Origin of the sequence: Prosthecodimorpha hirschii (assembly GCF_001305515.1) — a bacterium.
Lineage (GTDB): Bacteria > Pseudomonadota > Alphaproteobacteria > Rhizobiales > Ancalomicrobiaceae > Prosthecodimorpha > Prosthecodimorpha hirschii.
In genome coordinates, this window is sequence record NZ_LJYW01000001.1 from 3,919,759 (window position 1) to 3,943,451 (window position 23,693).

Below are 23,693 nucleotides of genomic sequence, written 5' to 3' on the forward strand. Positions count from 1 at the left end.
CGATGCTGAGCTTCCTCGCCCGGCGCCTTGCGGGTCTGGCGGTCACGCTGCTGGCGACCGCCCTGGTGGTCTTCGTCGTTCTGGAAATCCTGCCCGGGGACCCGGCCGCGGTGATCCTCGGCGTCAGCGCGACGCCGGAGACCGTCGCGGCCCTGCGCACCGAGTTCGGCCTCGACCTGCCGGCGCCGGAGCGCTTCCTGCGCTGGGTCGGTGGTCTCCTGACCGGCGATCTCGGCACCAGCTACGGCTACCGGGTGCCGGTCGCGCAGCTGATCGGCGAGCGTCTGCAGGTGACGCTGCCGCTCGCCTTCGCGGCGATCCTGCTCGCCACCCTGGTTGGCGTGCCGCTCGGCATGCTGGCGGCCTCGCGGCCACGTTCGTTGCGCGATGCCGGCGTGATGGTCTTCGCCCAGGCCGGGCTGGCGCTGCCGGATTTCTGGGTCGGCATCCTGCTCGTGCTGGCCTTCGCGATCGGCCTGCACTGGCTGCCGTCGGGCGGCTTTCCCGGCTGGGACGCCGGCCTCGGCCCGGCGCTCGCCTCGCTCATCCTGCCGGTGATCGCCCTCGCCCTGCCGCAGGCGGCGATCCTGGCGCGGGTGACGCGCTCGGCGACGCTGGAGGCGCTGCAGGAGGACTGGGTCCGCACCGCCCGCGCCAAGGGGCTCGGCGCGGCCGCGACGCTCTACCGGCACGTCCTGCGCAACGCCCTGGTTCCGGTCGTCACCATGCTGGGCGTGCGCTTCTCCTTCATGATCGCCGGCGCGATCATCATCGAGGATGTCTTCTCGCTGCCCGGGCTCGGCCGGCTGATGTTCCAGGCGATCGGCCAGCACGACATCATCGTGGTCAAGGATCTGGTCGTCGTCTTCGCCGCCCTGGTGGTCGTCATCAATTTCCTGGTCGACATCGCCTATGGCATCGTCGACCCGCGGCTGCGGCGGAGGGCCTGATGGGCTTCGCCTGGTACCGCCATCCCGGCCTCGTGGTGGGCGGCGCGATCGCCCTCGCGCTGATGGCGATCGCCGCGCTCGGCTTCGTCTGGACACCGTTCGATCCGACCCGTCTTGCCCTCCCCGACCGGCTGCAGGGACCGTCGGCGCTGCACTGGCTCGGCACCGACCATCTCGGCCGCGACACCGTCGCCAGGCTGATGGTCGGCGCCGGCAATTCGCTCAAGGTCGGGCTCCTGTCGGTCGCACTCGGGCTCGTCGCCGGCACCGCGCTCGGCACCTGGGCGGCCAGCCGCAACGGCTCGCTGCTGGACGAAGCCGTGATGCGGACCAACGATTTCGTGCTCGCCTTTCCGGCCGTGCTGACCGCCGTGATGATGGTCCACCTGATCGGTCCCGGCGCGGCGAACGCGATCCTGGCCATCGCGGTCTTCAACGTGCCGGTCTTCGCGCGCCTCGCCCGCAGCGCCGCCTTGCAGGTCCGCTCGCGCGACTTCGTGCTCGCCGCCCGGGCCGCGGGCCTGACCGAGACCCGGATCGCCATCGCCCATATTCTGCCCAACATGGCCGGGCTCCTGGTCGTGCAGGCGACCATCCAGTTCGCCATCGCGATCCTGGCCGAGGCCGGGCTCAGCTATCTCGGCCTCGGCACCCAGCCGCCGGCGCCGAGCTGGGGGCGGATGCTCTACGAGGCGCGCACCTACATGCAGACCCAGCCCTGGCTGGCGATCTTTCCGGGCGCCGCCATCGCCCTGACGGTGCTCGGCTTCAACCTGCTCGGCGACGGCCTGCGCGACCTGGTCGATCCCAGGGCCCGGAGGGCGCGGACATGAGCGCCCCCCTGCTCGACGTGCGCAACCTCTCGGTGACGCTGCCGTTCCCGTCCGGGCCGGCGCGGGTCGTGCGCGATCTCTCCTTCTCGCTGCAGGCCGGCGAGCGGCTCGGCATCGTCGGCGAATCGGGCTCCGGCAAGTCGATGACCGCGCTCGCCCTGATCGGGCTCCTGCCGGCCATCGCGCGCACGCATGGCGAGATCCGGTTCGAGGGGCGCGATCTGGTCGCGCTGCCGGAGCCGGAGCGGGCGGGCTTGCGCGGCGCGCGCATCGCGATGGTGTTCCAGGAGCCGATGACCTCGCTCAACCCTGTGCACCGGATCGGCGACCAGGTCGCCGAGCCGCTCTTGATCCACGGCCGTGCCGACCGTGCCACGGCCCGCGCCGAGGCGCTGCGCCTGCTCGATCGGGTCGGCATCCCGCGCGCCCGGGAGCGGCTCGACGCCTATCCGCACGAATTGTCCGGCGGCCAGCGGCAGCGCGTCATGATCGCCATGGCGCTCGCCTGCCGGCCGGCGCTGCTGGTCGCCGACGAGCCGACCTCGGCGCTCGACGTGACCGTGCAGGCCGGGCTGATCGCGCTCCTGAAGGAGCTTTCGGTCGAACTCGGCATGGCGCTGGTGATCATCTCGCACGATCTCGCCGTGATCGGTGCGATCGCGGAACGCTCGCTGGTCATGTATGGCGGCGCCGCCATGGAGGAGGGCGCCAGCCGGGCGATGTTCCGCGCCGCGATCCATCCCTATACGCGCGGGCTGGTCGGCGCCTCGCCGGGTCGCCATGCGGTGCGCGGCGCGCGGCTCGCCGCGATTCCCGGCACGGTGCCGTCGCCGGATCGGTTGCCCCCCGGCTGCCCGTTCCACGGCCGCTGTGCGCGCGGGACGGATCTTTGCCGGGACATGCCGCCGCCCTTCGTCGGCGGTCCGGCCAGCCGTGCCGCCTGCCATCACCCGGAGCGGGCGCCATGACCGGACCGTTGCTCGTCGCCGAGGCGCTGGTGCGCCGCTATCCCGTCGGCCGCGGCGGGCTGTTCACGCCGGCCGCACGGGTCGCGGCGGTGGACGGCGTCGATTTCACGGTCGAGCCCGGCGTCAGCCTCGGCATCGTCGGCGAATCAGGCTCGGGCAAGTCGACGCTCGCCCGCCTCGCCATGGCGCTGGAGCGACCCGACGCGGGCCGCATCCTGTTCCGCGGCGAGGATTTGAACGCGCTCTCCGCCTCGGATCTGCGCCGGCGGCGGCGGCACTTCCAGATGGTGTTCCAGGACCCCTACGGCTCGCTCGACCCGCGCCTGACCGTGGAGCGGATCGTCGCCGAACCGCTCACCGTCGCCGAGCCCGGGTTCGACCGGCGCGCGCGGCGGGAGCGGGTGCTGGCCATCCTGGAGGCGGTCGGCCTGCCGACGGCGGCGCTCCACCGGTATCCGCACGAATTCTCCGGCGGCCAGCGCCAGCGCGTCGCCATCGCCCGGGCGCTGATCACCGAGCCGGCCCTGGTGGTCGCCGACGAGCCGGTCTCCGCGCTCGATGTCTCGGTCCAGGCGCAGGTTCTCAACCTGCTGATGGACCTGAAGGAGCGGCGCGGGCTGACCTATCTGTTCATCAGCCACGACCTGGCGGTGGTCGAGCATGTCGCCGACCGCGTCATGGTCATGCTGCGCGGGCGGGTGGTGGAAAGCGGGCCGGCGGCGGTGCTGTTCGCCCGGCCGGTCCATCCCTATACCCGCGCGCTGGTCGACGCCCTGCCGGATTTCGATGCCGATCCAGCCGATCATGCCGCAGGCGCATTCCGGCTTGGCGAGCCCGGCGCGGCCGAGGCCGGCGCCTGTCCGCTCGCCGATCGCTGCCCGCGCGCAAAGGCCCGGTGCCGCGCCGAGATGCCGATGTTACGGGCTCTTGCCGATGACCGTCATGTGGCCTGCTTCGAACCGCTCGGCTGACAGGCCTGCCGGCGGCGCCTCGTAGCCGGGCGAGACGACCACGCTGCCGATCAGCGGCGCGGCGGCGCTCGAGCCGAGATAGACGTCGAAGCGGCCCGGCTCGACCACATAGCTGCCGTCGTCGCGATGGAAGCCGAGGCTGCGCACGGGCACCGACAGCACCACCTCGCGGGCTTCGCCGGGCTCCAGCAGCAGCTTGCCGAATGCCTTCAGTTCGCGCACCGGACGCGCACGGCTGGCGACCACGTCGCGGACATAGAGCTGCACGACCTCGCGGCCCGGCCGGGTGCCGGCATTGGCGACCGTGACCGCGACGGTCAGACGGTCGTCCGGTCCGAGCTTGCGTGCCGCGATCCGGGCGTCCGACTGGGTGAAGCGCGTGTAGCCGAGGCCGTGCCCGAAGGGAAACAGCGGTCCGAGCGCGACATCCAGATAGCGGCTCGTATAGCGGTCCTCGACCTTGCCCGGCCGGGCGGTCGGCAGGGCGTCATAGGTGATCGGCACCTGGCCGACATGGCGCGGGAAGGTGACCGGCAGCCGGCCGGCCGGATCGCGGTCGCCGAACAGCGTCTCGGCGACCGCATGGCCGCCCTCGCTGCCGGGATACCAGACGAGCAGGATCGCGGCGGCCGGATCGACGGCCTCGGACAGGGCCAGGGGGCGCCCGGCGAGCAGCACGACCACCACCGGCCGACCGGTGGCGGCGAGGCGGCGGAGCAGGTCGGTCTGGCGTCCGGGCAGTTCCAGGCTGGCGCGCGAGGCGCCTTCGCCGGAATGGTCCTGGGGTTCGCCGAGCACCGCGACGATCAGGTCGGCCTCGGCCGCCTTGGCGGCGGCGGCCTGGAAGTTCGAATCGGATGTGCAGGCCGTATCGCAGCCTTCGACGAAATCGATCCGCGTGCCGGCGGGCGCGCGGGCCCTGAGGCCGTCCAGCACCGTGACGGTCTCGGCCGGAACCGCACGGGCGGCGTTGTTGCCGAGCGTGTCGGCCTGCGAGGCCGCCAACGCGCCGACGACGGCGATCGAGCGCGTTTCCGGCCGGATCGGCAGCACGTCGTCCTTGTTCTGCAACAGGACGAAGGTCTCGGCGGCAAGGGCCCGGCTCGCCGCGCGAATGTCGGCCCGGCCGAGCACCGCTGACGCTGCCGCCGGGTCGAACGGTTTCTCGTCGAACAGGCCGAGCCGCTCCTTGGTCGCCAGCACCCGGGCGACGGCCCGGTCGAGCGCGGCCTCCGGCAGGGTGCCGTCGCGCACCAGCCCGGCCAGTTCGGCGATATAGACCTCGCCGTCCATGTCCTGGTCGACGCCGGCCTCCAGCGCCAGTTTCGCCGCCTCGCCGTTGCCGTCGGCGACGCCGAGCAGCGCGATCTCCGGAATGGCGTTCATGTCGGAGACGACGTAGCCGGGGAAGCCCCATTCGCCGCGCAGGATATCGGACATCAGCCGGCGGCTGGCCGTGGTCGGCGTGCCGTTGAGCGAGATGTAGGAGGTCATGACCACGTCGACGCCGGCCTCCACGGCCATCCGGTAGGGCGGCAGGTAGCGGTCGCGCAGCGTGCCCTCGGAGATGTCGGCGGGGGCATAGTCGCGCCCGCCCTCGACGGCGCCGTAACCGGCGAAGTGCTTCAGCGTCGCGCCGATCCCGCCGCTGTGGAAGCCGCGCACGCGCGCCGCCGCGAACAGGCCGGCCAGCATCGGATCCTCGCCGCCGCCTTCCACGATCCGGCCCCAGCGCGGGTCGCGGGCGAGGTCGGCGACCGGCGAGAAGGTCAGATTGAGGCCGGCGGCGCGGCTTTCGACGGCAGCCCAATGGGTCGACTGTTCAGCCACAGCCGGATCGAAGCTGGCCGCCTCGGCGAGCGGCATCGGAAACAGGGTGCGGTAGCCGTGGATCACGTCGAGGCCGAAGATCAACGGAATCTTCAGCCGCGACTGCGCGTTCAGCGCCCGGATCGCGGCGATCTCCTGCGGGCTGCCGAAATTCAGGACCCCGCCGGTCCGCCCGGCCGCGACGCGCGCCGGATCGTAGTGGCCGCCGTGCGAGGGCATGTCGAGCTGGCCGATCTTTTCCTCCAGCGTCATCTCGGCGAGGAGGCGGCGGACCCGCTCGGAGGGCGCCGGGTCGGCGCCGGCCGTGGCGATCGGGGCAAGGAGGCTGGCGATCGCCGCGAAGAAAATCGTGATCCGCATGGGCACCGTGGCAAGGCTCTGTCTCAGCTTGCTATAGGAAATGCACGCGTTTCTGTCACTGGCCGGCGCGCGCATGACGGCATTCGACGGCCGGCTTCTTGTCGAAGCGGCCTCGGCCCCTATGATCCGGTCTTCCTTTCAGCCGACGATCGGCGGTCACGATGTTCGATGCCTTGAAAGCCTATTTTGCCGATCTCACCGGCGGTGCTCCGATCCCGGCGCCGCAGGACGAGGTCCGTCTCGCCACCGCGGCCCTGATGGTGCACCTGATCGGCATCGACGGGACCGTTTCGGTTCCGGAGCAGGACATCTGCCGGCGCCTGCTGACGCGGCATTTCGATCTCGACGCGGCCGGTCTCGCGGCCCTGCTCGAAGCCGCGAAGACCGCCGATCGCGACGCGGTCGACCTCTACCGGTTCACCGCGCTGCTGAAGCGGCGGCTGGCGCCGGCGGAACGCGAGGCGCTGGTCGAAATGTTCTGGGAGATGGTGCTGGCCGATGGTGCGGTGCACGAATTCGAGGACAACACGGTGTGGCGCCTGGCCGAGCTGCTCGATGTCGGCACCCGCGACAGGGTCCTGATCCGCAAGAAAGTCGAAGCCCGTCTCGACAAATCCGAAGACGACGGTTGATTCGGCCACATTTCCCGGGCCATTGTTTCACTTGTGTGATGGTTCGCACCTGCGAACGACTCTTCGCCCGGACGCCATGGCCAAGCCGCTCCCGCGCATCCTTATCGTTCTCCACCAGGAGACCTCCTCGCCGGGGCGGGTCGGTCAGATGCTGACCCGCCGCGGCTACGTGCTCGACATCCGCCGCCCGCGCTACGGCGATCCGCTGCCGGAGACACTCCGGGACCATGCCGGCGCGGTGGTGTTCGGGGGGCCGATGAGCGCCAACGACGAGGACGATTTCGTCCGGCGCGAGATCGACTGGCTGGCCGTGCCGCTGGCGGAACAGAAGCCCTATCTCGGCATCTGCCTCGGCGCCCAGATGCTGGTGCGCCAGCTCGGCGGCACGGTCGGCCCCAATCCGCACGGGCTCGTTGAGATCGGCTACTACCCGCTCTGTCCGACCGAGGCCGGCAAGGCGCTGATGGCCTGGCCGACCGAGGTCTACCAGTGGCACCGCGAGGGCTTCGACCTGCCCTGCGGCTGCACCCTGCTGGCCGAGGGCGAGAGCTTCCCGAACCAGGCCTTCCAGGTCGGTCCGGCCGCCTACGGTATCCAGTTCCATCCGGAACTGACCCTCGCCATGCTGCACCGCTGGACCACGCGGGGCGCGGAGCGTTTCGAGCTGCCCGGCGCGCAAGGCCGGCCGCACCATTTCGAGGGGCGCGCCCTCTACGACGCCCAGACCCGGCTGTGGCTGGAGCGTTTCCTCGACCTCTGGCTCGATCCCGCCCGGCATGCGGGATCGTCCGCCGTCGGGTCCCGTCCGCAGTCCCTGCCATCGGTCGCTGCCGAATAGGCGGCGCCGGTCCGGACCCTTGCGTCGACGGTGCATGGCGGCCCGACCGGGAGAGGGGCGCGCGCGACAGGGCGATGCCCGACAAACGGACGGGCCCGCGCGGGGCCCGTCAGGTCAGGTCGTCATTCGATCGGGGGTTTCGGGGTTCCGGAGGTCCGACCCGACAGCCCATCCGGGGGGCTGGGGGGCTGAATAAACCGGCCGAGCCATCGGGTCGAACCAACCGGAACCGACGATGACTGTCGGTGGGCAACGTGGCTCGCGATTGTCCGGATTGCGGCGAAAGCAAGAAAACAGAGTGGAAACAATTATCCTCTAAGTTGTTGATAAATATTAATTAATCAGCCGAACGCGAGGCCCCCTCCCGGGCGCGACGGGGCCTATCCGGCCGACCGCCAGTGCGGCGGCGCGGCTGTCGCGCAGGCGGTTCTTGCCTTCGCGGGCCGGCAACGCGATGATCAGCCGGCTCGCTGTTGTGAGGCGCCGGGGATGCGGTCCCGCTGCCGATCGCGCGGGCGGCCCGATATCCGGGTCAAGGACGGAGGAGGGGTGCGGATTGAGCGAATGGGACCAGGGTGACGAACCCAGCCGGCCGTCCGCCGACGGCGTGGTGTTCGCCTTTCCCCATGGCGGTGGAAAGACCGTTCTGCCCGTCACCTTCGATCGGCGCGAATTGTTCGAGATTCTGAAGCTCTACGGTCGCATGGTGGCCGACGGCGAATGGCGCGACTACGCCATCGATCATCGCCGCGATCGGGCCGTCTTCTCGGTCTTCCGGCGAACCGCCGAAGCACCGCTCTACCGGATCGAGAAGGACCCGAAACTGGCCGGCCGCCAGGGTCAGTATTCGATCGTCGCGCAAGGCGGCATGGTTCTGAAGCGCGGCGCCGATCTCGGCCGCGTTCTCGCGGTTCTGGAGAAGAAGCCAAGGCTGGTCGAGTTCTGAAACGGTGCCCGATCCGAGGGGATCGGTCGATGGTCCGCATGGTCTCGTTTGCGAACGGTACTCCCGATCGGAGTAGGATGCTCGAAGAGGGCCTTGCTCCCGATCTTCGATTTCGCCGCCATCGCCGCCGACCATGGACGGGCGGCGGATGTCGGAACCGGATGCCCAGGATGCCGGGCGGGCGGCGGACCGGATCAGATGGACGGGTCCGTCAGCTGGACGGGCCGGTCAACATGGCGGCTCCCAGGATCGGGCCCAGGCCGGAATCCCGATCGGGCTGAAGCATGATCGCCATGCCGACATCGCGATCCGGCATCAATTCGTGGCGGGGCAGTTCGACGGTCATCGACTGCCCCTTCCACATGCCGATCGCCTGAACCTGGCGCACGACATGGCTGTAGACGACCGTCCGGCCCTTGTTCTCGCCGCGCGCGATCGGCACCGAGCGGCGCAGATCGTAGGTGACCAGCCACAACGTGGCCTTGGTCTCGACGCCGGCCACCGAGCCGCCGACCCGGGCGACGACCACGTCGCCCTTGATGTCGAGATCGAGGTCGACCGGCAGGGCATCCATCCGCTCGTGGCTTGCCACCGTCCGCTCGATCGCGGCCTGATTGCTGCCGACCACATGCTCGCGGCCGTTGACCACGATCTGGGGCGTATAGACCGCCCGATCGTGCCGGCCGGCGGCATAGCCGCGCTGGCGCTGCGTATATTCGGGACGCGCGAAGGTATCCTTCCAGCCCAGATAGTCCCAGTAGTCGACCGGGAAGGTCAGGGCCAGCAGGCTTCTGTCCTCGACGAGCTGGTTCATCAGGGCATCGGCCGGCGGGCACGAGGAGCAGCCCTGGCTGGTGAACAGCTCCAGAACCGCACGCGGCTTCTCGCCCGCCTCGGCGCCCGTCAAGGCGAAGCTTCCTGCGGCGATGGTCATCGCGATTCCGACGAAGTAACTCACCGCTCCACCGCCTCTGCCGTCCGTCCTGTCCCTTGGCTCATACGCCGGCCGCGCATCAAGTGCGAGTCACGTCGGTGTGACGCTCACCCAAGTTGAGGTGCCTGACCGGAAAAGCCGGGAACGATTTGGACCGGACGACAAAAAGAGCCGCCGGAGAGGCCCCGGCGGCTCGATGATCTGTATTTCTGCTTTGTTGCTCAGGCCGCGACGAGGCTGCGCAGCACATACTGCAGGATGCCGCCGTTCTTGAAGTAGTCGAGCTCGTCGAGCGTATCGATGCGGCAGATCAGATCGACCGAGGTCTTGGAGCCGTCGGCGCGGGTGATCTCGGCGGTCAGGATCTGGCGCGGCTTGAGGCCGGCCTCCAGACCCAGGATGGTGACCGCCTCGTCGCCCTTCAGGCCGAGCGCCTGCCAGCCGTCGCCGTCCTTGAACTGCAGCGGCAGGATGCCCATGCCGACCAGGTTCGAACGGTGGATGCGCTCGAAGGACTGGGCGATCACGGCGCGGACGCCGAGCAGGTTGGTGCCCTTCGCGGCCCAGTCGCGCGACGAGCCGGTGCCGTATTCCTTGCCGGCGAAGACCACCAGCGGCACGCCCTCGCTCTTGTACTGCATGGCTGCCGTGTAGATCGGCAGTTCCTTGCCGGACGGATAGTGGATCGTGTTGCCGCCTTCCTTGCCGCCGAGCATCTGGTTCTTGATGCGGATGTTGGCGAAGGTGCCGCGCATCATGACTTCATGGTTGCCGCGGCGGGTGCCGTACTGGTTGAAGTCCTGCGGGCGGACCTGATGGTCGCGCAGATACTCGCCGGCCGGGCTCGCCGCCTTGATCGAACCGGCGGGCGAGATGTGGTCGGTGGTGATGGAGTCGAGGAACAGGCCGAGGACCCGGGCCGAGCGGATGTCGGTGACCGGCGCCGGGGTCGCCGACATGCCGGCGAAATAGGGCGGGTTCTGCACGTAGGTCGAGGTCGACTGCCAGGAATAGGTCAGGCCCTTGGTGATCTCGATGCCCTGCCAGCGCGCGTCGCCCTCGAAGACCGAGGCGTATTTCGAGGCGAACACATCGCGGGTGATGTACTGCGCGATGACCGCGTCGATCTCCTCCTTGGTCGGCCAGATGTCCTTCAGATAGACCGGCGTGCCGTCGGCCGTGGTGGCGATCGGATCGTTAGCGAGGTCGATCTGCATCGAGCCGGCGATGGCATAGGCCACGACCAGCGGCGGGGAGGCGAGGTAGTTGGCCTTCACGTCCGGGTTGACGCGGCCCTCGAAGTTGCGATTGCCCGAGAGCACCGCCGCGGCGACCAGGTCGGCCGCGTTGATCGCCTCCGAGATCGGCTCGTCGAGCGGACCGGAATTGCCGATGCAGGTGGCGCAGCCGAAGCCGACCACGTTGAAGCCGAGCGCATCCAGGTCCGTCTGCAGGCCGGAATTGTTGAAGTAGTCGGCGACCACCTGGCTTCCGGGCGCCAGCGAGGTCTTGACCCAGGGCTTGGCCTTGAGGCCGAGCGCGTTCGCCTTGCGGGCGACCAGGCCGGCGCCGATCATCACGCTCGGGTTGGAGGTGTTGGTGCAGGACGTGATCGCGGCGATGACCACGTCGCCATGGCCGACGGTGAAGTCGCGGCCGGCGACCGGCACGCGCTTGTCGATCTCGCCGGGCTTCTTGAACTCGCCCTCGAGCGAGGCGGCAAAGCCGGCCTTGACGTTCTTCAGCACGACACGGTCCTGCGGACGCTTCGGGCCGGCCAGCGACGGCTCGACGGTCGACAGGTCGAGTTCGAGCGTGTCGGTGAAGACCGGGTCCGGCGTGGCGTCGGTGCGGAACATGCCCTGGGCCTTGGAATAGGCCTCGACGAGGGCGATCCGGTCGGTCGCGCGGGCGGAGGTGGTCAGATAGGCGAGGGTCTCGTCATCGACCGGGAAGAAGCCGCAGGTCGCGCCATATTCCGGCGCCATATTGGCGATGGTGGCGCGGTCGGCCAGCGACATGGTGGCGAGGCCCGGGCCGAAGAATTCGACGAACTTGCCGACCACGCCCTTCTTGCGCAGCATTTGGGTGACGGTCAGCACCACGTCGGTGGCGGTGATGCCGGGCGCCGCCTTGCCGATCAGCTTGAAGCCGATCACTTCGGGGATCAGCATGGAGATCGGCTGGCCGAGCATGGCCGCCTCGGCCTCGATGCCGCCGACGCCCCAGCCGAGCACGCCGAGACCGTTGATCATGGTGGTGTGGCTGTCGGTGCCGACCAGCGTGTCCGGATAGGCGTAGGTGACGCCGTCCTCGGTCTTGGTCCAGACGGTCTGGGCCAGATATTCGAGGTTGACCTGATGGCAGATGCCGGTGCCGGGCGGCACGACGCGGAAGTTCTCGAAGGCGTTCTGGCCCCAGCGCAGGAAGCGGTAGCGCTCCTGGTTCTGCTCGTATTCGCGCTCGACATTGCGCTGCAGGGCGGTGGCGTTGCCGTAGAAGTCGACCACGAAGGAATGGTCGATGACCAGATCGACCGGGATCAGCGGGTTGATCTTCTCGGGATCGCCGCCGAGCGCCTTCATGGCGTCGCGCATGGCGGCGAGATCGACCACCGCCGGCACGCCGGTGAAGTCCTGCATCAGCACGCGCGCCGGGCGATAGGCGATCTCGCGCTCGGCCTTGCCGCGATTGACCAGCCATTCGGCGACCGACTTCACGTCCTCGGCCGTGACCGAGCGGCCGTCCTCGAAGCGCAGCAGGTTCTCGAGCAGCACCTTCATCGAGAAGGGCAGGGCCGAGACGCCGGCGAGGCCGTTCTTCTCCGCCTCGACGAGGCTGTAATAGGTGTAGGACTTGCCGCCGACCTCGAGGGTCTTGGCAGACTTGAAGCTGTCGAGGGATGTGGTCACGGCGGCCTTCCTTCACGGCTGGAGACGGGGACCCCTTGGCGGGCTTGTCGTCGCGGTGCGCCTGCCGGCGTTTTGCGATGCACCTGCGGTATCCTGCGAGGACACCGGCGGCCGCGACGGACCGTCTCGGGAAAAACCCGGAGCCCGCGGCCAGTCGCCGCGGGTTGCGCGCCTTGTAGCCAATTTCGTAAGACGAGGCCAGTCAGACGAGAGTCGCGTGGGTCAACGGGCTGCAGCTTTTTTGTGCGGCGCAGCGGGTGGCGCTCCAACCGGATCGGAATCAGCCGAAATGCCAGCCTTTCCGCCACTTCGGCTCGATGCGCGAGGGCTTGCCTGCCAGCGCGGCGGGCGGCTCGTCTTCCACGATCTCGGCTTTTCGGTTTCGGGCGGCGAGGCGCTCGTCGTCACCGGCCCGAACGGCGCCGGCAAGTCGACGCTGTTGCGGGTGATCGCCGGCCTGGTCGCGGCGAGCGAGGGCCGGATTGCGCTGGAGGGGGGCGACGCGGACCTCTCGATCGCCCAGCAGGCGCATTATTTCGGCCATGCCGACGCCCTCAAGCCGGCCCTGACGGTGGAAGAGAATCTCGGCTTCTGGCGCGGCTTCTTCGGCCGCCCGGCGGCGACAGCGGATGCGGCGCTGGCGGCGGTCGGGATCGGCCATCTCGCCGGCCTGCCGGCCGCCTATCTCTCCGCCGGCCAGCGGCGGCGGCTGTCGCTCGCCCGGCTCCTGGTCTCCGACCGCCCGATCTGGCTGCTCGACGAGCCGACCTCGGCGCTCGACGCCGCCTCCGAAGCCCGCTTCACGGCGATCGTCGCCGGCCACCAGCGGGCCGGCGGCATCGTGGTCGCCGCCACCCACCAGCCGCTGCTGTTCTCCGCCGTCCGGTCGCTCGTCCTGGCGCCGGCCGGCATGGCCGAGGAGATGGCCGGATGAGCCCGATCGGTGCGCTTTTCGTCCGCGAATTGCGGCTTGCCACCCGGGTCGGCGGCGGCGCCCTGATGGGCGCGCTGTTCTTCCTGATCGTCGTCACCGTCTACCCGTTCGGGGTCGGTCCGGATCTGAACCTGCTCGCCCGGATCGGCCCGGCGATCCTGTGGATCGGCGCCCTGCTGGCGACGCTGCTGTCGCTCGATCGGCTGTTCCAGGCCGATCGCGACGACGGCACGCTCGACCTGATCCTGATGGGCGAGGAGCCGCTGGAACTGGTCGTGCTGGTCAAATGCGCCGCCCATTGGGTCGCCACCGGGCTGCCGCTGGTGCTGATATCGCCGCTGCTGGCCCTGTTCATGAACATGGAGCCGATCGCGATCGGTTCGACCATGCTGACGCTCGCGGTCGGCACGCCGGCCCTGACCTTCATCGGGGCGATCGGGGCGGGGCTGACGGTGACGCTGCGCCGCGGCGGGCTGCTGCTCGCCATCCTGGTCCTGCCGCTGACGGTCCCGATCCTGATCTTCGGCGTCGCGGCCGCCAATGCGCCCGTCCTGCAGCCGGCCCCGTTCCTGACGCCGTTCCTGCTCCTGTCGGCGCTGACCCTGTTCTCCGCCGTGATCGGCCCGATCGCCGCCGCCGCGGCGCTGCGGTTCACGAGCGACTGAGCCACGTACGAGCGCCTGCATCGCCGCAGCCGCTTGGCGGAGGCCGGACCGCATCGCCCGGCAGATGCGGCGGGCGGCGGCAGGGGACGCGAACCGCTGACGGGCGGGCCGACCCCGTCAGCGCTCCAGGCCGGCGATCGCCTTGGCGAAATCGGCGGCGTCGAAGGGTTCCAGGTCGTCGATGCCCTCACCGACCCCGATATAGTGGATCGGCAGTTTGAACTTCGCCGCGATGGCGACCAGGATGCCGCCGCGGGCGGTACCGTCCAGCTTGGTCATGACGAGACCGGTGACGCCGGCCACCTGGCCGAAGATCTCGACCTGATTGAGCGCATTCTGGCCGGTGGTCGCGTCGAGGGTCAGCAGCACCGAATGCGGCGCCTCCGGGTCCTGCTTCTTGAGGACGCGGACGATCTTCCCGAGCTCGGCCATCAGCTCGGCCTTGTTCTGCAGGCGGCCGGCGGTGTCGATGATCAGGACGTCGCGCCCCTCGTCGCGGGCCTGCTTCAAGGCATCGAAGGCGAGGCCGGCCGCATCCGCTCCGGGCTCGCGGGCGATCACCGGCGCGCCGACGCGCCCGCCCCAGATGCGCAGCTGATCGATCGCCGCCGCACGGAAGGTGTCGCCGGCGCAGAGCATCACCGAGCGGCCGGCGCGGGTCAGTTCCGCGGACAGCTTGCCGATCGTGGTCGTCTTGCCGGTGCCGTTGACGCCGACCACCAGCACGACATGCGGCTTCTTGGTCGGGTCGATGGTCAGCGGCACCGCATGCGGCGCCAGCACCTTCTCGACCTCGGCGGCCAGCACCGCGCGGACCTCCTCGTCGGAGATCTCCTTGTCGAAACGGTCCCGGCGCAGGGTCTCGGTGATGCGCATCGCCGTATCGAGGCCGAGATCGGCCTGGATCAGCACGTCCTCGAGCTCTTCGAGCGTCGCCGCATCGAGCTTGCGCTTGGTGAAGATCGCCGTGATGCCGGTGGTCAGCGACGACGAGGTGCGCGCCAGCCCAGACTTCAGCTTCGACCACCAGGACGGCTTCGGCGCGTCGGCGGCGACGGCCGGCTCCGGGGCCGCGGGGGAGGGGGCGGGCTGGGGCTCGACGGGACTTGCGGTCGATACCGCTGCGGCTTCCGCGCCTGTGGGCTCGATCGGCGCGGGCTGGGCCGCAGGCTCGGGGCTGCCGCCGAACATGCGCTTCCAGAAGCCGGGCTTCGCCTTGTCGTCGCTCATGGTGCCCCGAACTCCCCGGCCTCGATCGATCGCGCGGCCCCGCTCATGCCGCCTCGGCCAGCGTCGCCGTCAGTGCCCGGACGGTATGGCCGGTGATCCGGGCGGTCAGGATGGTGCCGGGCCGCACGGGCCCGGCCGCCGGTGCGGCTGCGATCTCGCACAGGGTGAAATGCTCGGTGCGCCCGATCCCGTCCTTCTCGACCAGGATCTGGCGCAGGCGGCCGATCTCGGCGTCGAAATGGGCGGCGAGCGCCGCCTCGCCGGCCTCGCGCAGGCGCTGTGCGCGGGCCTTGATGGTCGCGCGGTCGAGCTGCGGCATGCGTGCGGCGGGCGTGCCCGGGCGCGGCGAGAATGGGAAGACATGCAGATGCGTCAGCCCGCAATCGGCGACCAGCTTCAGCGAATTCTCGAACATCGCCTCGGTCTCGGTCGGGAAGCCGGCGATCAGGTCGGCGCCGAAGACCACGTCCGGGCGGCGGGCGCGCACGTCCGCGCAGAAGCGGATCGCGTCGTCGCGCAGGTGCCGGCGCTTCATGCGCTTCAGGATCATGTCGTCGCCGGCCTGCAGCGACAGATGGAAATGCGGCATCAGCCGCGCCTCCGTGCCGATCAGGTCGATCAGCGCCGGGTCGGCCTCGACCGAATCGATCGAGGAGATGCGCAGGCGCTGCAGGTCCGGCACATGCCGCAGGAGGCTCCCGACCAGGTCGCCGAGCTTCGGCGTGCCGGGCAGGTCCTGGCCCCAGGAGGTGATGTCGACGCCGGTCAGCACGATCTCGGCATAGCCGTTGCCGGTCAGCCGCCGGACCTGCTCGACCACCGCGCCGGCCGGCACGGAGCGCGAATTGCCGCGGCCATAGGGGATGATGCAGAAGGTGCAGCGGTGGTCGCAGCCGTTCTGGACCTGCACGAAGGCGCGGGTGCGGCCCTCCAGGCCTTCGATCATATGGCCGGCGGTCTCGCGCACCGAGAAGATGTCGTTGACGCGCACCTTCTCGGTCGCCTCGACGCCGAAATCCTTCAGGCCGCGCCAGCTCGCCGCCTCGAGCTTGGCGTCGTTGCCGAGCACGAGGTCGACCTCCTCCATGCCGGCGAAGGTGTCGGGCTCGACCTGGGCGGCGCAGCCGGTGACCACGATGCGGGCGGCCGGATTGTCCCGACGCGCGCGCCGGATCGCCTGCCGCGCTTGGCGGACGGCCTCGCCGGTCACCGCGCAGGTGTTGACCACGACGAGATCGCTCAAGCCCGCCGCTTCGGCCTCGCGCCGGATGGTCTCGGATTCGACCGTGTTCAGCCGGCAGCCGAAGGTGAGGACGTCGATCGTCACTCCGCCGCTCCCCGGACCGAGGCGGGCGGATCGAGGGTGACGGCGAGCGTGTCGCGGTCGATCGTGCCGGTGAAGTCGGTCTCGACCGGCCCGGTCATCATCACGTGGTTGTCGCTCTCGCGCCAGGTGATGACCAGATCGCCGCCCGGCAGGGTCACGCGCACGCGCCGGCCGGTGCGCCGGGTCCGCGCCGCCGCCACGGCCGCCGCACAGGCGCCGGTGCCGCAGGCGCGCGTCAGGCCGGCGCCGCGCTCCCAGACCTTCAGGATCAGCGAGTCCGGCCCGGTCACCTGCGCGAGCGAGATGTTGGCCCGCTCGGGGAAGATCGGATGATGTTCGAGCATCGGCCCAAGCTTCGCCAGGTCGTAGGCCTCGACATCGTCGACCCAGAAGATCGCGTGCGGATTGCCCATGTTGACGACCGCCGGCGAATGCAGGATCGGCGCGTCGATCGGGCCGATCTGCAGTTCGATCGCGCGGGTGTCGTGGAATTCCTCGGCGAGCGGGATGTCGCGCCAGTCGAACTTCGGCTCGCCCATGTCGACCGTGATCAGTTCCGGCTCTCCGGCATCCGAGGCATAGAGCAGCCCGGCGCGGGTCTCGATGGTCGCCGCCGCGCTGTCCTTTTCCTGCATCAGGAGCCAGCCGACGCAGCGCGTGGCGTTGCCGCAGGCGGAGACTTCGGAGCTGTCGGCGTTGTGGATGCGCATGAAGGCATCCGCCCCGGCGCCCGACGGCTCCAGCGTGATCATCTGATCGAAGCCGATCCCGGTCTTGCGGTCGGCGAGGCGCAGGATCTCGTCCGCCGTCAGGCGCACGGGGTCACGCCGCGCGTCGAACACGAGGAAATCGTTGCCGAGGCCGTTCATCTTGCGAAAGCGGAAGGTCGCGGACATGCGCGCCGGGTCCTGATGCTCTTGAGATCACCGTCTATATGGCGAAAGATGCCCCGGATTGCCAGCCGGAAAGCCTGGAAACGCCGATCATGCCGGTCCCCGCCGCCAAGCCCTACCATGCGCCGCAGACGCCGTCCGACTGGGCGGCCCGTTTCCTGCCGGCAGTCCGGCCAGGCGGAACGGTGCTCGACCTCGCCTGCGGGACCGGCCGGCACGTCCATCTGGCGCGCAGCCTCGGCCTCGCCGTGGTGGCGGTCGATCGCGATCCGACCGGTCTGGCGGCCTTCGCCGACGACGGCGATGTCGAAACCGTGATCGCCGACATCGAGGCCGGTCCCTGGCCGCTCGGTGGCCGGCGCTTCGATGGCGTTCTGGTCACCAACTATCTCTGGCGGCCGCTGTTTCCGGCGATCGTGGGGGCCGTCGCGGCGGACGGAATCCTGATCTACGAGACCTTCGCCCGCGGCCAGGAGCGGCACGGACGCCCGCAGCGGACGGACTTCCACCTGCAACCGAACGAATTGCTGGCCCCGGCCCTCGCCGCCGGGCTGGTCGTGATCGCCTACGAGCAGGGCGAGCTGGCCGGCCGTTTCTGTTCCGGCGGTGGCGCCAAGATCGTGCAGCGGATTGCAGCCGTCGGACCCGATCATCCGGCCGCCCTGGCCACGCCCGTCGCTCTCGTGCCAAATCGCGATTGACGCAGGGACGTGCCGCGGCCTCTGAGTGGGGCGCGCAGCCGCCGTCTTCGAATCGTCCACGATCCGGTTTAGGCTCAAGGATCGGGAGCGAGCTGCCCGAGGGAGATGATCATGGTTCGTCCGTTCCGCGCCGTATCGGCTGTCGCCGTGGCGATCGTGCTGTCCGTCGGCGGTTCGGCCGTCGCACAAACGACGACGGATGCGCCACCTCCTGCCGGGCAATCCACGCCGGCGCCGGTGACGCCCGCGCCCGGCACGCCGGTTCCGGGCGCTCCGGCTCCCGGTACTCCATCGGCCGCAACGCCGGAAGCCGGCAAGGAAATGCAGTCGCCGGCCGATCTCGGCAAGGCCGGCGGCCATGGCGACGTGACCCTGGCGCCGCCCGAAGCCGTGACGCTGACGGCCCGGCCGGTGCTGTTCGTCACCGGCAAGGCGACCTGGGACGATGCGGAGGAGGGCATCGGAAACGCCGTCAACGCCATCTTCGCCGCCATCGCCAAGGGCAACCTGAAGGCCGCCGGGTCGGCCATGATCGAGTATCTCGATTCCGGCGACGAGGAGTTCCAGTTCAAGGCCATGGTGCCGATCGAGGCCGCACCCGCCAAGGCGCCCGGCAAGGACGTGAAGGTCGGCCAGAGCCCGGCCGGCCCGGCGCTGAAATTCGTCCACCAGGGCGCCTTCGAGGATCTCGAGGAGGTCTACAACCGCATCGACGACTTCCTGGTCGCCAAGAGCCTGAGCATGAAGAAGGTCTACGAGGAATACGTGACCGACCCGACCGTCACGGCGCCCGAGAAGATGATCACCAACATCTACGTGGTCACCGAATAGGCCCGCCGTCGATCGTCGCGGAGCCCGCGTTTGGCACGGAGCGGTCGATCGACCAGGAACCCGCGTTTGGCGCAGAGCCGTCGATCGGCCCGGAACCGTCGATCCTCCCGCACCGGTTTCGGCCTTCGTCCCGTCGGCAGGGCCCCGCCGGTTTCCCGTATCGGTCCCTCGTATCCGCCTCCCGCGCCGGCCTGCCGCAAAGGCACTGCCGGGCGCCGTCCGAGGCCGGTCGTTCCGACAGTTCCCCTGCCGTCATGCACAGCCGCGCCGCACCGTCGTTTCCAGCCTTGCCAGCCGCGCGCTTTGCGTCTATCTAGCCGCACCGGTCGCCGCAGTAGCTCAGCTGGTAGAGCACGTCATTCGTAATGATGGGGTCGGGGGTTCGAGTCCCTTCTGCGGCACCAGTTTTCCCTTTCCGGCACGACGATAGTGATGATGGTCCGGATCGATCATGGGGCTCACCCAGATCGATGGAGCGTCGAGCCGTGCGGGAACCACCGGTTTCCGGCGTCTGACATCCCTCCGTAGAAAAACGTTCACGCAGGCTTCAGGCAGGTTTCGCGATTGTTGCGCCCAACGCAACATTGAGGGGCCGTCATGACCCGCGCCGCCGTCACGCTTCTTCTGCCCGCCCTGCTCTCCGCCGCCCCGGTGTCGATCGCAACGACGCCCGTCGCGGCCCAGGCGCAGGGGACCGAAACCATGCTGATCCTCGACGCGTCCGGCTCGATGTGGGGGCTGGTCGACGGTCGGACCAAGATCGCCGGCGCGCGGACCGCGGTCGGCACCATCCTCGGCCAGTTCAAGCCCGGCGACCGGGTCGGCCTGATGGTCTACGGCCATCGCAGCAAGGGCGAATGCAGCGACATCGAGACGGTCGTGCCGCTGTCGCCGTTCGACCCCGATCGGATCCGCGCGGCGGTCGCCGGCGTCGAGCCGAAGGGCCGCACCCCGATCGCCGATAGCCTGCGTCAGGCCGCGGCCGCGCTGAAGGGCGGCGAGGCGCGCGCCAACGTCATTCTGGTCTCCGACGGCATCGAGACCTGCAACGCCGACCCCTGCGCGGTCGCGGCCGAACTGAAGCGCGCCGATGTCGGGCTGGTCGCCCATGTCATCGGCTTCGATGTGGCCGACCCGGTCGCCAAGCGGCAGCTCGCCTGCATCGCAGGAGCGACCGGCGGGGTCTATCTCGACGCCGCCAATGCCGACGGGCTTGCGAGCGCCCTGACCCGCGCCGTCGCGGCGGCCCGCGCGCCGGCCGTCGCCCCGAAGCCGGCACCGGCCGCCCAGGCCGAACCCGATCCGCTGGCGGCCAACAACCTGCGCGCCATCGCCCGCCTCGCGGCCGGGTCCGACCCGGTCACCGATTCGGGGCTGGCCTGGGCGCTGCATGCCAAATCCGGCGCCGAGGCCGGTGCCTGGCTGTCGACCGACTACGGCGCGCGGCTGGCGCGCGGCCAGGAGCCGGGCAACTATGTGCTGCGCGTCACGCTCGGGAACGTCACCCGCGACCTGCCGGTGACCGTCCGGCGCGACGGCATCACCAGCGTCGATGTCGTGCTCGATGCCGGCACCGTCACCAGCGAGGGCCGCATCGTCGGCTCCGGCGCCAAGGCCGAAGGCGTCGCCTGGGAGGTGCGCGATTCGGCCGGCCAGTGGATCGCCACCCAATATGATGCCGTGCCGCGCTTCGTGCTGCCGGCCGGCGCCTACGAGATGACGCTGACCAAGGGGTCGGCATCGGCCAAGAAGGCCTTCGCGCTGGCCGCCGGCGACAGCATCAATCTCGGGCTCGCTCTCGATTCCAGCCGCCTGACGGTCGATGCCGTCTTCGCCGCCGACGAACCGGTCGAGACCGGTCTGGTGGTCGAGGTGCGCGAGCCGCGTCGGGATGCGACGACGCCCGGCCGCTGGATTGCGACCCAGTACGACACCCTGTCGGCCTTCGACCTGCCGTCCGGTACCTACGAGGTCATCGCCCGGGCGGGCCTTGCCGAGAAGAGCCGCATCGTCGAGATCGGCGCCGGCGAGCCGATCAAGGTGACCTTCGACCTGCAGGCGGGCTTCGCGGCGCTGACCGCCTCCGGCGCCTCCAAGATCGAGATCGCGGCCGCCCGCAAGTCGATCTCCGGCCAGCGCAAGCTGCTCGACACGGCGTTCGGCGAGACCTTCGAGAAGGCCATGCCGGCCGGCGACTATGTGGCGATCGTGACTCGCGGCACGAATACGAGCGAGGTTCGCTTCACCGTCAGCGCCGGCGAACGGACCGAGCAGTCGCTCGACTGATCCCGCGCCCACTGATCCCGCGCCCACCCGGCGCCATTCGACGGCGGCCGTCCCTCGGCCGCCGTCTGCGATTTGCCCGCCCGGTATCGGTCGTCCGGGTGTCGGTCATCCGGGGGGCGGCTGCCGCGCTTCCGCTGGCCCGCCGCCACGGTTCCGGCGCGATCCTCCCGTGAGATCGCCCTCGGGCGTGCGGAATGCAACGAGGGAGAACCCCATGTCGAAAGCGCTGGTCTCGAGCCTGGTTGGTCTGATCGCCGCCGGGCCGGCCGTGGCGGCGGAATTCCGGCCCGAAACCATCAAGCTGTCTTCCGGCGGTCTGGCCGAGATCGCCGGAACGGTCCCGGTCGCGGGCCGGACCGTGATCGAGTTCGACGCCCCCCTGGCCCAGGTCGACGACATCCTGAAGAGCCTCGTGGTGCAGGGGCGCGACCTGCGCATCCTGTCGGTCGATCTGCCCGGCCGCGAACGGCTCGGCGATACCTTCGCGGGCATGCCGCTGAAACCGGCCGACCTCGAAAGTTCCGTGACGCTGCTGGCGGCGCTGAAGGGCGTGCGCGTCGAGATCCGGCGCAGCGATCGCAACCTGGCCGGCCTGGTGATCGGGGTCGAGGCGGTCGACGGCGGCCAGGCGCAGGGGCGCCGCGCCCGGCTGGCGCTGGCGACCGACGACGATGCCATCGAGCACGTCGAGATCGACGAGGCGACCCGGGTGACGATCGCCGACGACCGGATGCGCGGCGCGCTGAAGGCCGCGCTGAAGGCGGTTGCCGCCGACCGGGCCGCCGACAAGCGGCGCATCGCCGTCACCGTCGAGGCGCCGGCCGAGACGCGCGCCCTGGTCACCTATGTGGTCGCCGCACCGGTCTGGAAGCCGACCTGGCGCGTCGTGCTGCCGGCCGGACAGGCGAGTGCGCGGTTCCAGGGCTGGGCGGTCTTGGAGAACCGGACCGGGCTCGACTGGAAGGGCGTCGGGCTGACCCTCTCGTCCGGCACGCCCGTGGCCTTGCGCCAGAATCTCTACGAAAGCGTCAGCGTGCCGCGGCCGGAAAGCCCGCTCCGCGTCGGCCAGCGGCTCCGCCCCGACATGGATCGCGGCGTCGTCGCGCCACGCCCGGTCGCGCCGCCGTCTCCGCTTGCCGGCGGCGTCATGGCCAAGAAGCCGGCCGCCTTTGCCGGCCGGGCCGAGATGGATGCCCGTCCGGCCCTGGCCCTGGCGGCACCCGCGCCCGCCTCGATGGACTTCGCCGAGCCGCCCCCGGTCGCCGGCGGCGTCGATGTGGCGGCGGTCGAGACCCTCGCGGCAGCCACCTTCGCCTTGCCGGGGCCGGTCGATCTGGCCGTCGGCCGCTCGCTGACGCTGCCCTTCTTCGACGGCGCCGCGACGGCGACGCGGGTTTCCGTCTTCCAGGCCAGCGTCAACGACCGGCACCCGATCGCCGCCGTGCGCATCAAGAACGACAGCGCGGTCACGCTGCCCGGCGGCATCGTCACCGTCTACGAGGGGGCCGAGGCGACCCGGTCCGGGGTCGGCTTCGTCGGCGATGCGGAATTCGCCGGCGCGGCGCCCGGCGAGGAGCGCACCATGGCCTATGCGCTCGATGCGAAGATCGGCGTCGCCAGTGACGTGAAGGACAGCCGGGCGATGAAGACCGTGAAGGTCGAGAACGGCGTGCTGATCGTCGAGTATGGCCGTCAGAAGCGGACGGTCTATGCCCTGACCGGCGATCCGTCCGGCCCGCGCAGCCTGTCGATCGAGCATGTCGCCAATCCCGGTTGGACCGTGACGACCGACGGCAATCTGGTCGGCCGCGACGGGCGCCGCGCGCGCATCGGCGCCGATCTCGGGGCGGGCGAGAGCCGCAGCGTGACCGTGACCGAGACCATCGTCGACCGGGAGCGCTGGTCCATCCTGGAGACGCCCGACGCGGTCGTCGCCGAGGTGGTCTCAAGCGGGGACCGGATCGAGCCGGCCTTGCGCGAGCCGCTGCGCCGCATCGCCCAGGTCCGCCGCGACACGGCCGAGTTCGAGCGCACGATCGAGCGCGTCGACGAGGCGATCGGGCGGATCCGGGAGGACCAGGAGCGGGTGCGCGGCAATCTCGCGGCGGTCGACCGCAATGGCGAGCTCGCCCGCACCTATCAGGACCGGCTGAAGCGCCAGGAGGCCGAGATGAGCCGGCTCGAAAAGGAGCGCGATGCGGCCCAGTCCGGCTTGCAGGCCCTGCGCCAGGACCTCGCCCGGCTGGTCCGCCAGCTCGGCGGCTGATCCACAGCCGGCTTTCCGGCGGATTGCCTCGGGTTTTGCCATGTCCATCGCGATGCAGCGAATTTTTTCAAAAAAAGGGGCTTGCGTGGGTCCGGGGCTTCGCATAGATAACCGCCACCGACGCGGGGCGCACCACTGAGCGCTGCCCTGGTTCTCCTCTGAAGGTGAAACGATCGGCTCCGAGAAAGACGGAGTGGATCGGTTGCCTCCAAGTCTCGGATGAGACTACCGAAGAGATGTCGGTGTATCCCGCGACGACGTTCGCCGGATCGTCTTAAGCCAGAACTCGTTTCTGGCAACGACTGAGCCTTGTGTGCTTTAGTCGTGTTCATTGACAAGATGGATCGAAGAAAGAGAAACGTGGACGGCGTGGTCCTTGCGGGGAT

General features: G+C 70.0%; 19 protein-coding genes and 1 tRNA gene. 14 read left to right on the forward strand and 6 right to left on the reverse strand.

Annotated elements, in window-relative coordinates; translation table 11 throughout:
- Positions 1–2 precede the first annotated feature (2 nt).
- From ABB55_RS17255 to ABB55_RS17270, 4 genes are read left to right on the forward strand one after another with little or no spacing between them, the layout of a single operon-like run.
- Positions 3–950 (forward strand): ABC transporter permease, encoded by a 948-nt coding sequence (locus ABB55_RS17255; protein ID WP_054359908.1) that lies wholly within the window; start codon positions 3–5, stop codon positions 948–950.
- Positions 950–1,783, forward strand: coding sequence for an ABC transporter permease (locus tag ABB55_RS17260; RefSeq protein ID WP_054359909.1), 834 nt, complete (start codon positions 950–952; stop codon positions 1,781–1,783). Before ABB55_RS17255 ends, ABB55_RS17260 begins: the two co-directional genes overlap by 1 nt.
- Positions 1,780–2,751 (forward strand): ABC transporter ATP-binding protein, encoded by a 972-nt coding sequence (locus ABB55_RS17265; RefSeq protein WP_054359910.1) that lies wholly within the window; start codon positions 1,780–1,782, stop codon positions 2,749–2,751. Before ABB55_RS17260 ends, ABB55_RS17265 begins: the two co-directional genes overlap by 4 nt.
- Positions 2,748–3,722: an ABC transporter ATP-binding protein gene (locus tag ABB55_RS17270; RefSeq protein WP_083463700.1), complete on the forward strand. Its 975-nt coding sequence runs from the start codon at positions 2,748–2,750 to the stop codon at positions 3,720–3,722. Before ABB55_RS17265 ends, ABB55_RS17270 begins: the two co-directional genes overlap by 4 nt.
- On the opposite strand, the gene ABB55_RS17275 is transcribed toward ABB55_RS17270, so the two are convergent.
- On the reverse strand, positions 3,669–5,912 hold the full coding sequence (locus tag ABB55_RS17275; protein WP_054359911.1) for a glycoside hydrolase family 3 N-terminal domain-containing protein: 2,244 nt from the start codon (positions 5,910–5,912) through the stop codon (positions 3,669–3,671). The two genes, ABB55_RS17270 and ABB55_RS17275, sit on opposite strands and share 54 nt — an antisense overlap.
- A gap of 173 nt (positions 5,913–6,085) precedes the next feature.
- Between ABB55_RS17275 and ABB55_RS17280 the strand changes: the two genes are divergently transcribed.
- The 3 genes from ABB55_RS17280 (at position 6,086) to ABB55_RS17290 (ending at position 8,328) form a co-directional block, all read left to right on the forward strand.
- Positions 6,086–6,544 (forward strand): tellurite resistance TerB family protein, encoded by a 459-nt coding sequence (locus ABB55_RS17280; RefSeq protein WP_244472063.1) that lies wholly within the window; start codon positions 6,086–6,088, stop codon positions 6,542–6,544.
- Between the two features lie 76 nt (positions 6,545–6,620).
- Positions 6,621–7,382, forward strand: coding sequence for a glutamine amidotransferase (locus ABB55_RS17285; protein ID WP_054359913.1), 762 nt, complete (start codon positions 6,621–6,623; stop codon positions 7,380–7,382).
- Positions 7,383–7,989: 607 nt separating this feature from the next.
- Positions 7,990–8,328: a DUF2794 domain-containing protein gene (locus tag ABB55_RS17290; RefSeq protein ID WP_054362133.1), complete on the forward strand. Its 339-nt coding sequence runs from the start codon at positions 7,990–7,992 to the stop codon at positions 8,326–8,328.
- 211 nt (positions 8,329–8,539) lie between these two features.
- On the opposite strand, the gene ABB55_RS17295 is transcribed toward ABB55_RS17290, so the two are convergent.
- Both ABB55_RS17295 and acnA read right to left on the reverse strand, forming a co-directional pair.
- Positions 8,540–9,262, reverse strand: coding sequence for a DUF1223 domain-containing protein (locus ABB55_RS17295; RefSeq protein WP_054359914.1), 723 nt, complete (start codon positions 9,260–9,262; stop codon positions 8,540–8,542).
- A 221-nt stretch (positions 9,263–9,483) separates the two neighbouring features.
- A complete protein-coding gene (gene acnA / locus ABB55_RS17300) occupies positions 9,484–12,174 on the reverse strand; it encodes an aconitate hydratase AcnA (protein ID WP_054359915.1) in 2,691 nt (896 codons plus the stop codon).
- A 289-nt stretch (positions 12,175–12,463) separates the two neighbouring features.
- On the opposite strand from acnA, the gene ccmA reads away from it, so the two are divergent.
- Positions 12,464–13,108, forward strand: coding sequence for a heme ABC exporter ATP-binding protein CcmA (ccmA, locus tag ABB55_RS17305; RefSeq protein ID WP_054359916.1), 645 nt, complete (start codon positions 12,464–12,466; stop codon positions 13,106–13,108).
- A 5-nt stretch (positions 13,109–13,113) separates the two neighbouring features.
- Positions 13,114–13,773: a heme exporter protein CcmB gene (gene ccmB, locus ABB55_RS17310; RefSeq protein ID WP_054362134.1), complete on the forward strand. Its 660-nt coding sequence runs from the start codon at positions 13,114–13,116 to the stop codon at positions 13,771–13,773.
- A gap of 117 nt (positions 13,774–13,890) precedes the next feature.
- Here the strand turns inward: ccmB and ftsY are convergent, their stop codons facing one another.
- From ftsY to dapF, 3 genes are read right to left on the reverse strand one after another with little or no spacing between them, the layout of a single operon-like run.
- Positions 13,891–15,003, reverse strand: coding sequence for a signal recognition particle-docking protein FtsY (gene ftsY, locus ABB55_RS17315; protein WP_054359917.1), 1,113 nt, complete (start codon positions 15,001–15,003; stop codon positions 13,891–13,893).
- Between the two features lie 43 nt (positions 15,004–15,046).
- Entirely contained in the window at positions 15,047–16,330 is a 1,284-nt protein-coding gene (mtaB, locus tag ABB55_RS17320) for a tRNA (N(6)-L-threonylcarbamoyladenosine(37)-C(2))-methylthiotransferase MtaB (RefSeq protein ID WP_054359918.1), read from the reverse strand.
- Positions 16,327–17,226 carry a diaminopimelate epimerase gene (gene dapF, locus ABB55_RS17325; protein ID WP_083463702.1) on the reverse strand — a complete coding sequence of 300 codons (900 nt, stop codon included), beginning with the start codon at positions 17,224–17,226 and terminating at the stop codon, positions 16,327–16,329. The genes mtaB and dapF overlap by 4 nt, the downstream gene beginning before the upstream one ends.
- A 38-nt stretch (positions 17,227–17,264) precedes the next feature.
- Between dapF and ABB55_RS17330 the strand changes: the two genes are divergently transcribed.
- The 5 genes from ABB55_RS17330 to ABB55_RS17350 all read left to right on the forward strand — a co-directional run bounded on the left by ABB55_RS17330 (position 17,265) and on the right by ABB55_RS17350 (position 23,307).
- On the forward strand, positions 17,265–17,924 hold the full coding sequence (locus tag ABB55_RS17330; RefSeq protein ID WP_210168257.1) for a class I SAM-dependent methyltransferase: 660 nt from the start codon (positions 17,265–17,267) through the stop codon (positions 17,922–17,924).
- Positions 17,925–18,035: 111 nt separating this feature from the next.
- Positions 18,036–18,755, forward strand: a complete 720-nt coding sequence (locus ABB55_RS17335) for a GyrI-like domain-containing protein (RefSeq protein WP_160321258.1) — start codon at positions 18,036–18,038, stop codon at positions 18,753–18,755.
- A 328-nt stretch (positions 18,756–19,083) separates the two neighbouring features.
- Positions 19,084–19,159, forward strand: a tRNA-Thr gene (locus ABB55_RS17340).
- A 193-nt stretch (positions 19,160–19,352) separates the two neighbouring features.
- Positions 19,353–21,041, forward strand: coding sequence for a vWA domain-containing protein (locus ABB55_RS17345; RefSeq protein WP_054359920.1), 1,689 nt, complete (start codon positions 19,353–19,355; stop codon positions 21,039–21,041).
- Between the two features lie 214 nt (positions 21,042–21,255).
- Positions 21,256–23,307, forward strand: a complete 2,052-nt coding sequence (locus tag ABB55_RS17350; RefSeq protein WP_054359921.1) for a DUF4139 domain-containing protein — start codon at positions 21,256–21,258, stop codon at positions 23,305–23,307.
- Positions 23,308–23,693: the final 386 nt, after the last annotated feature.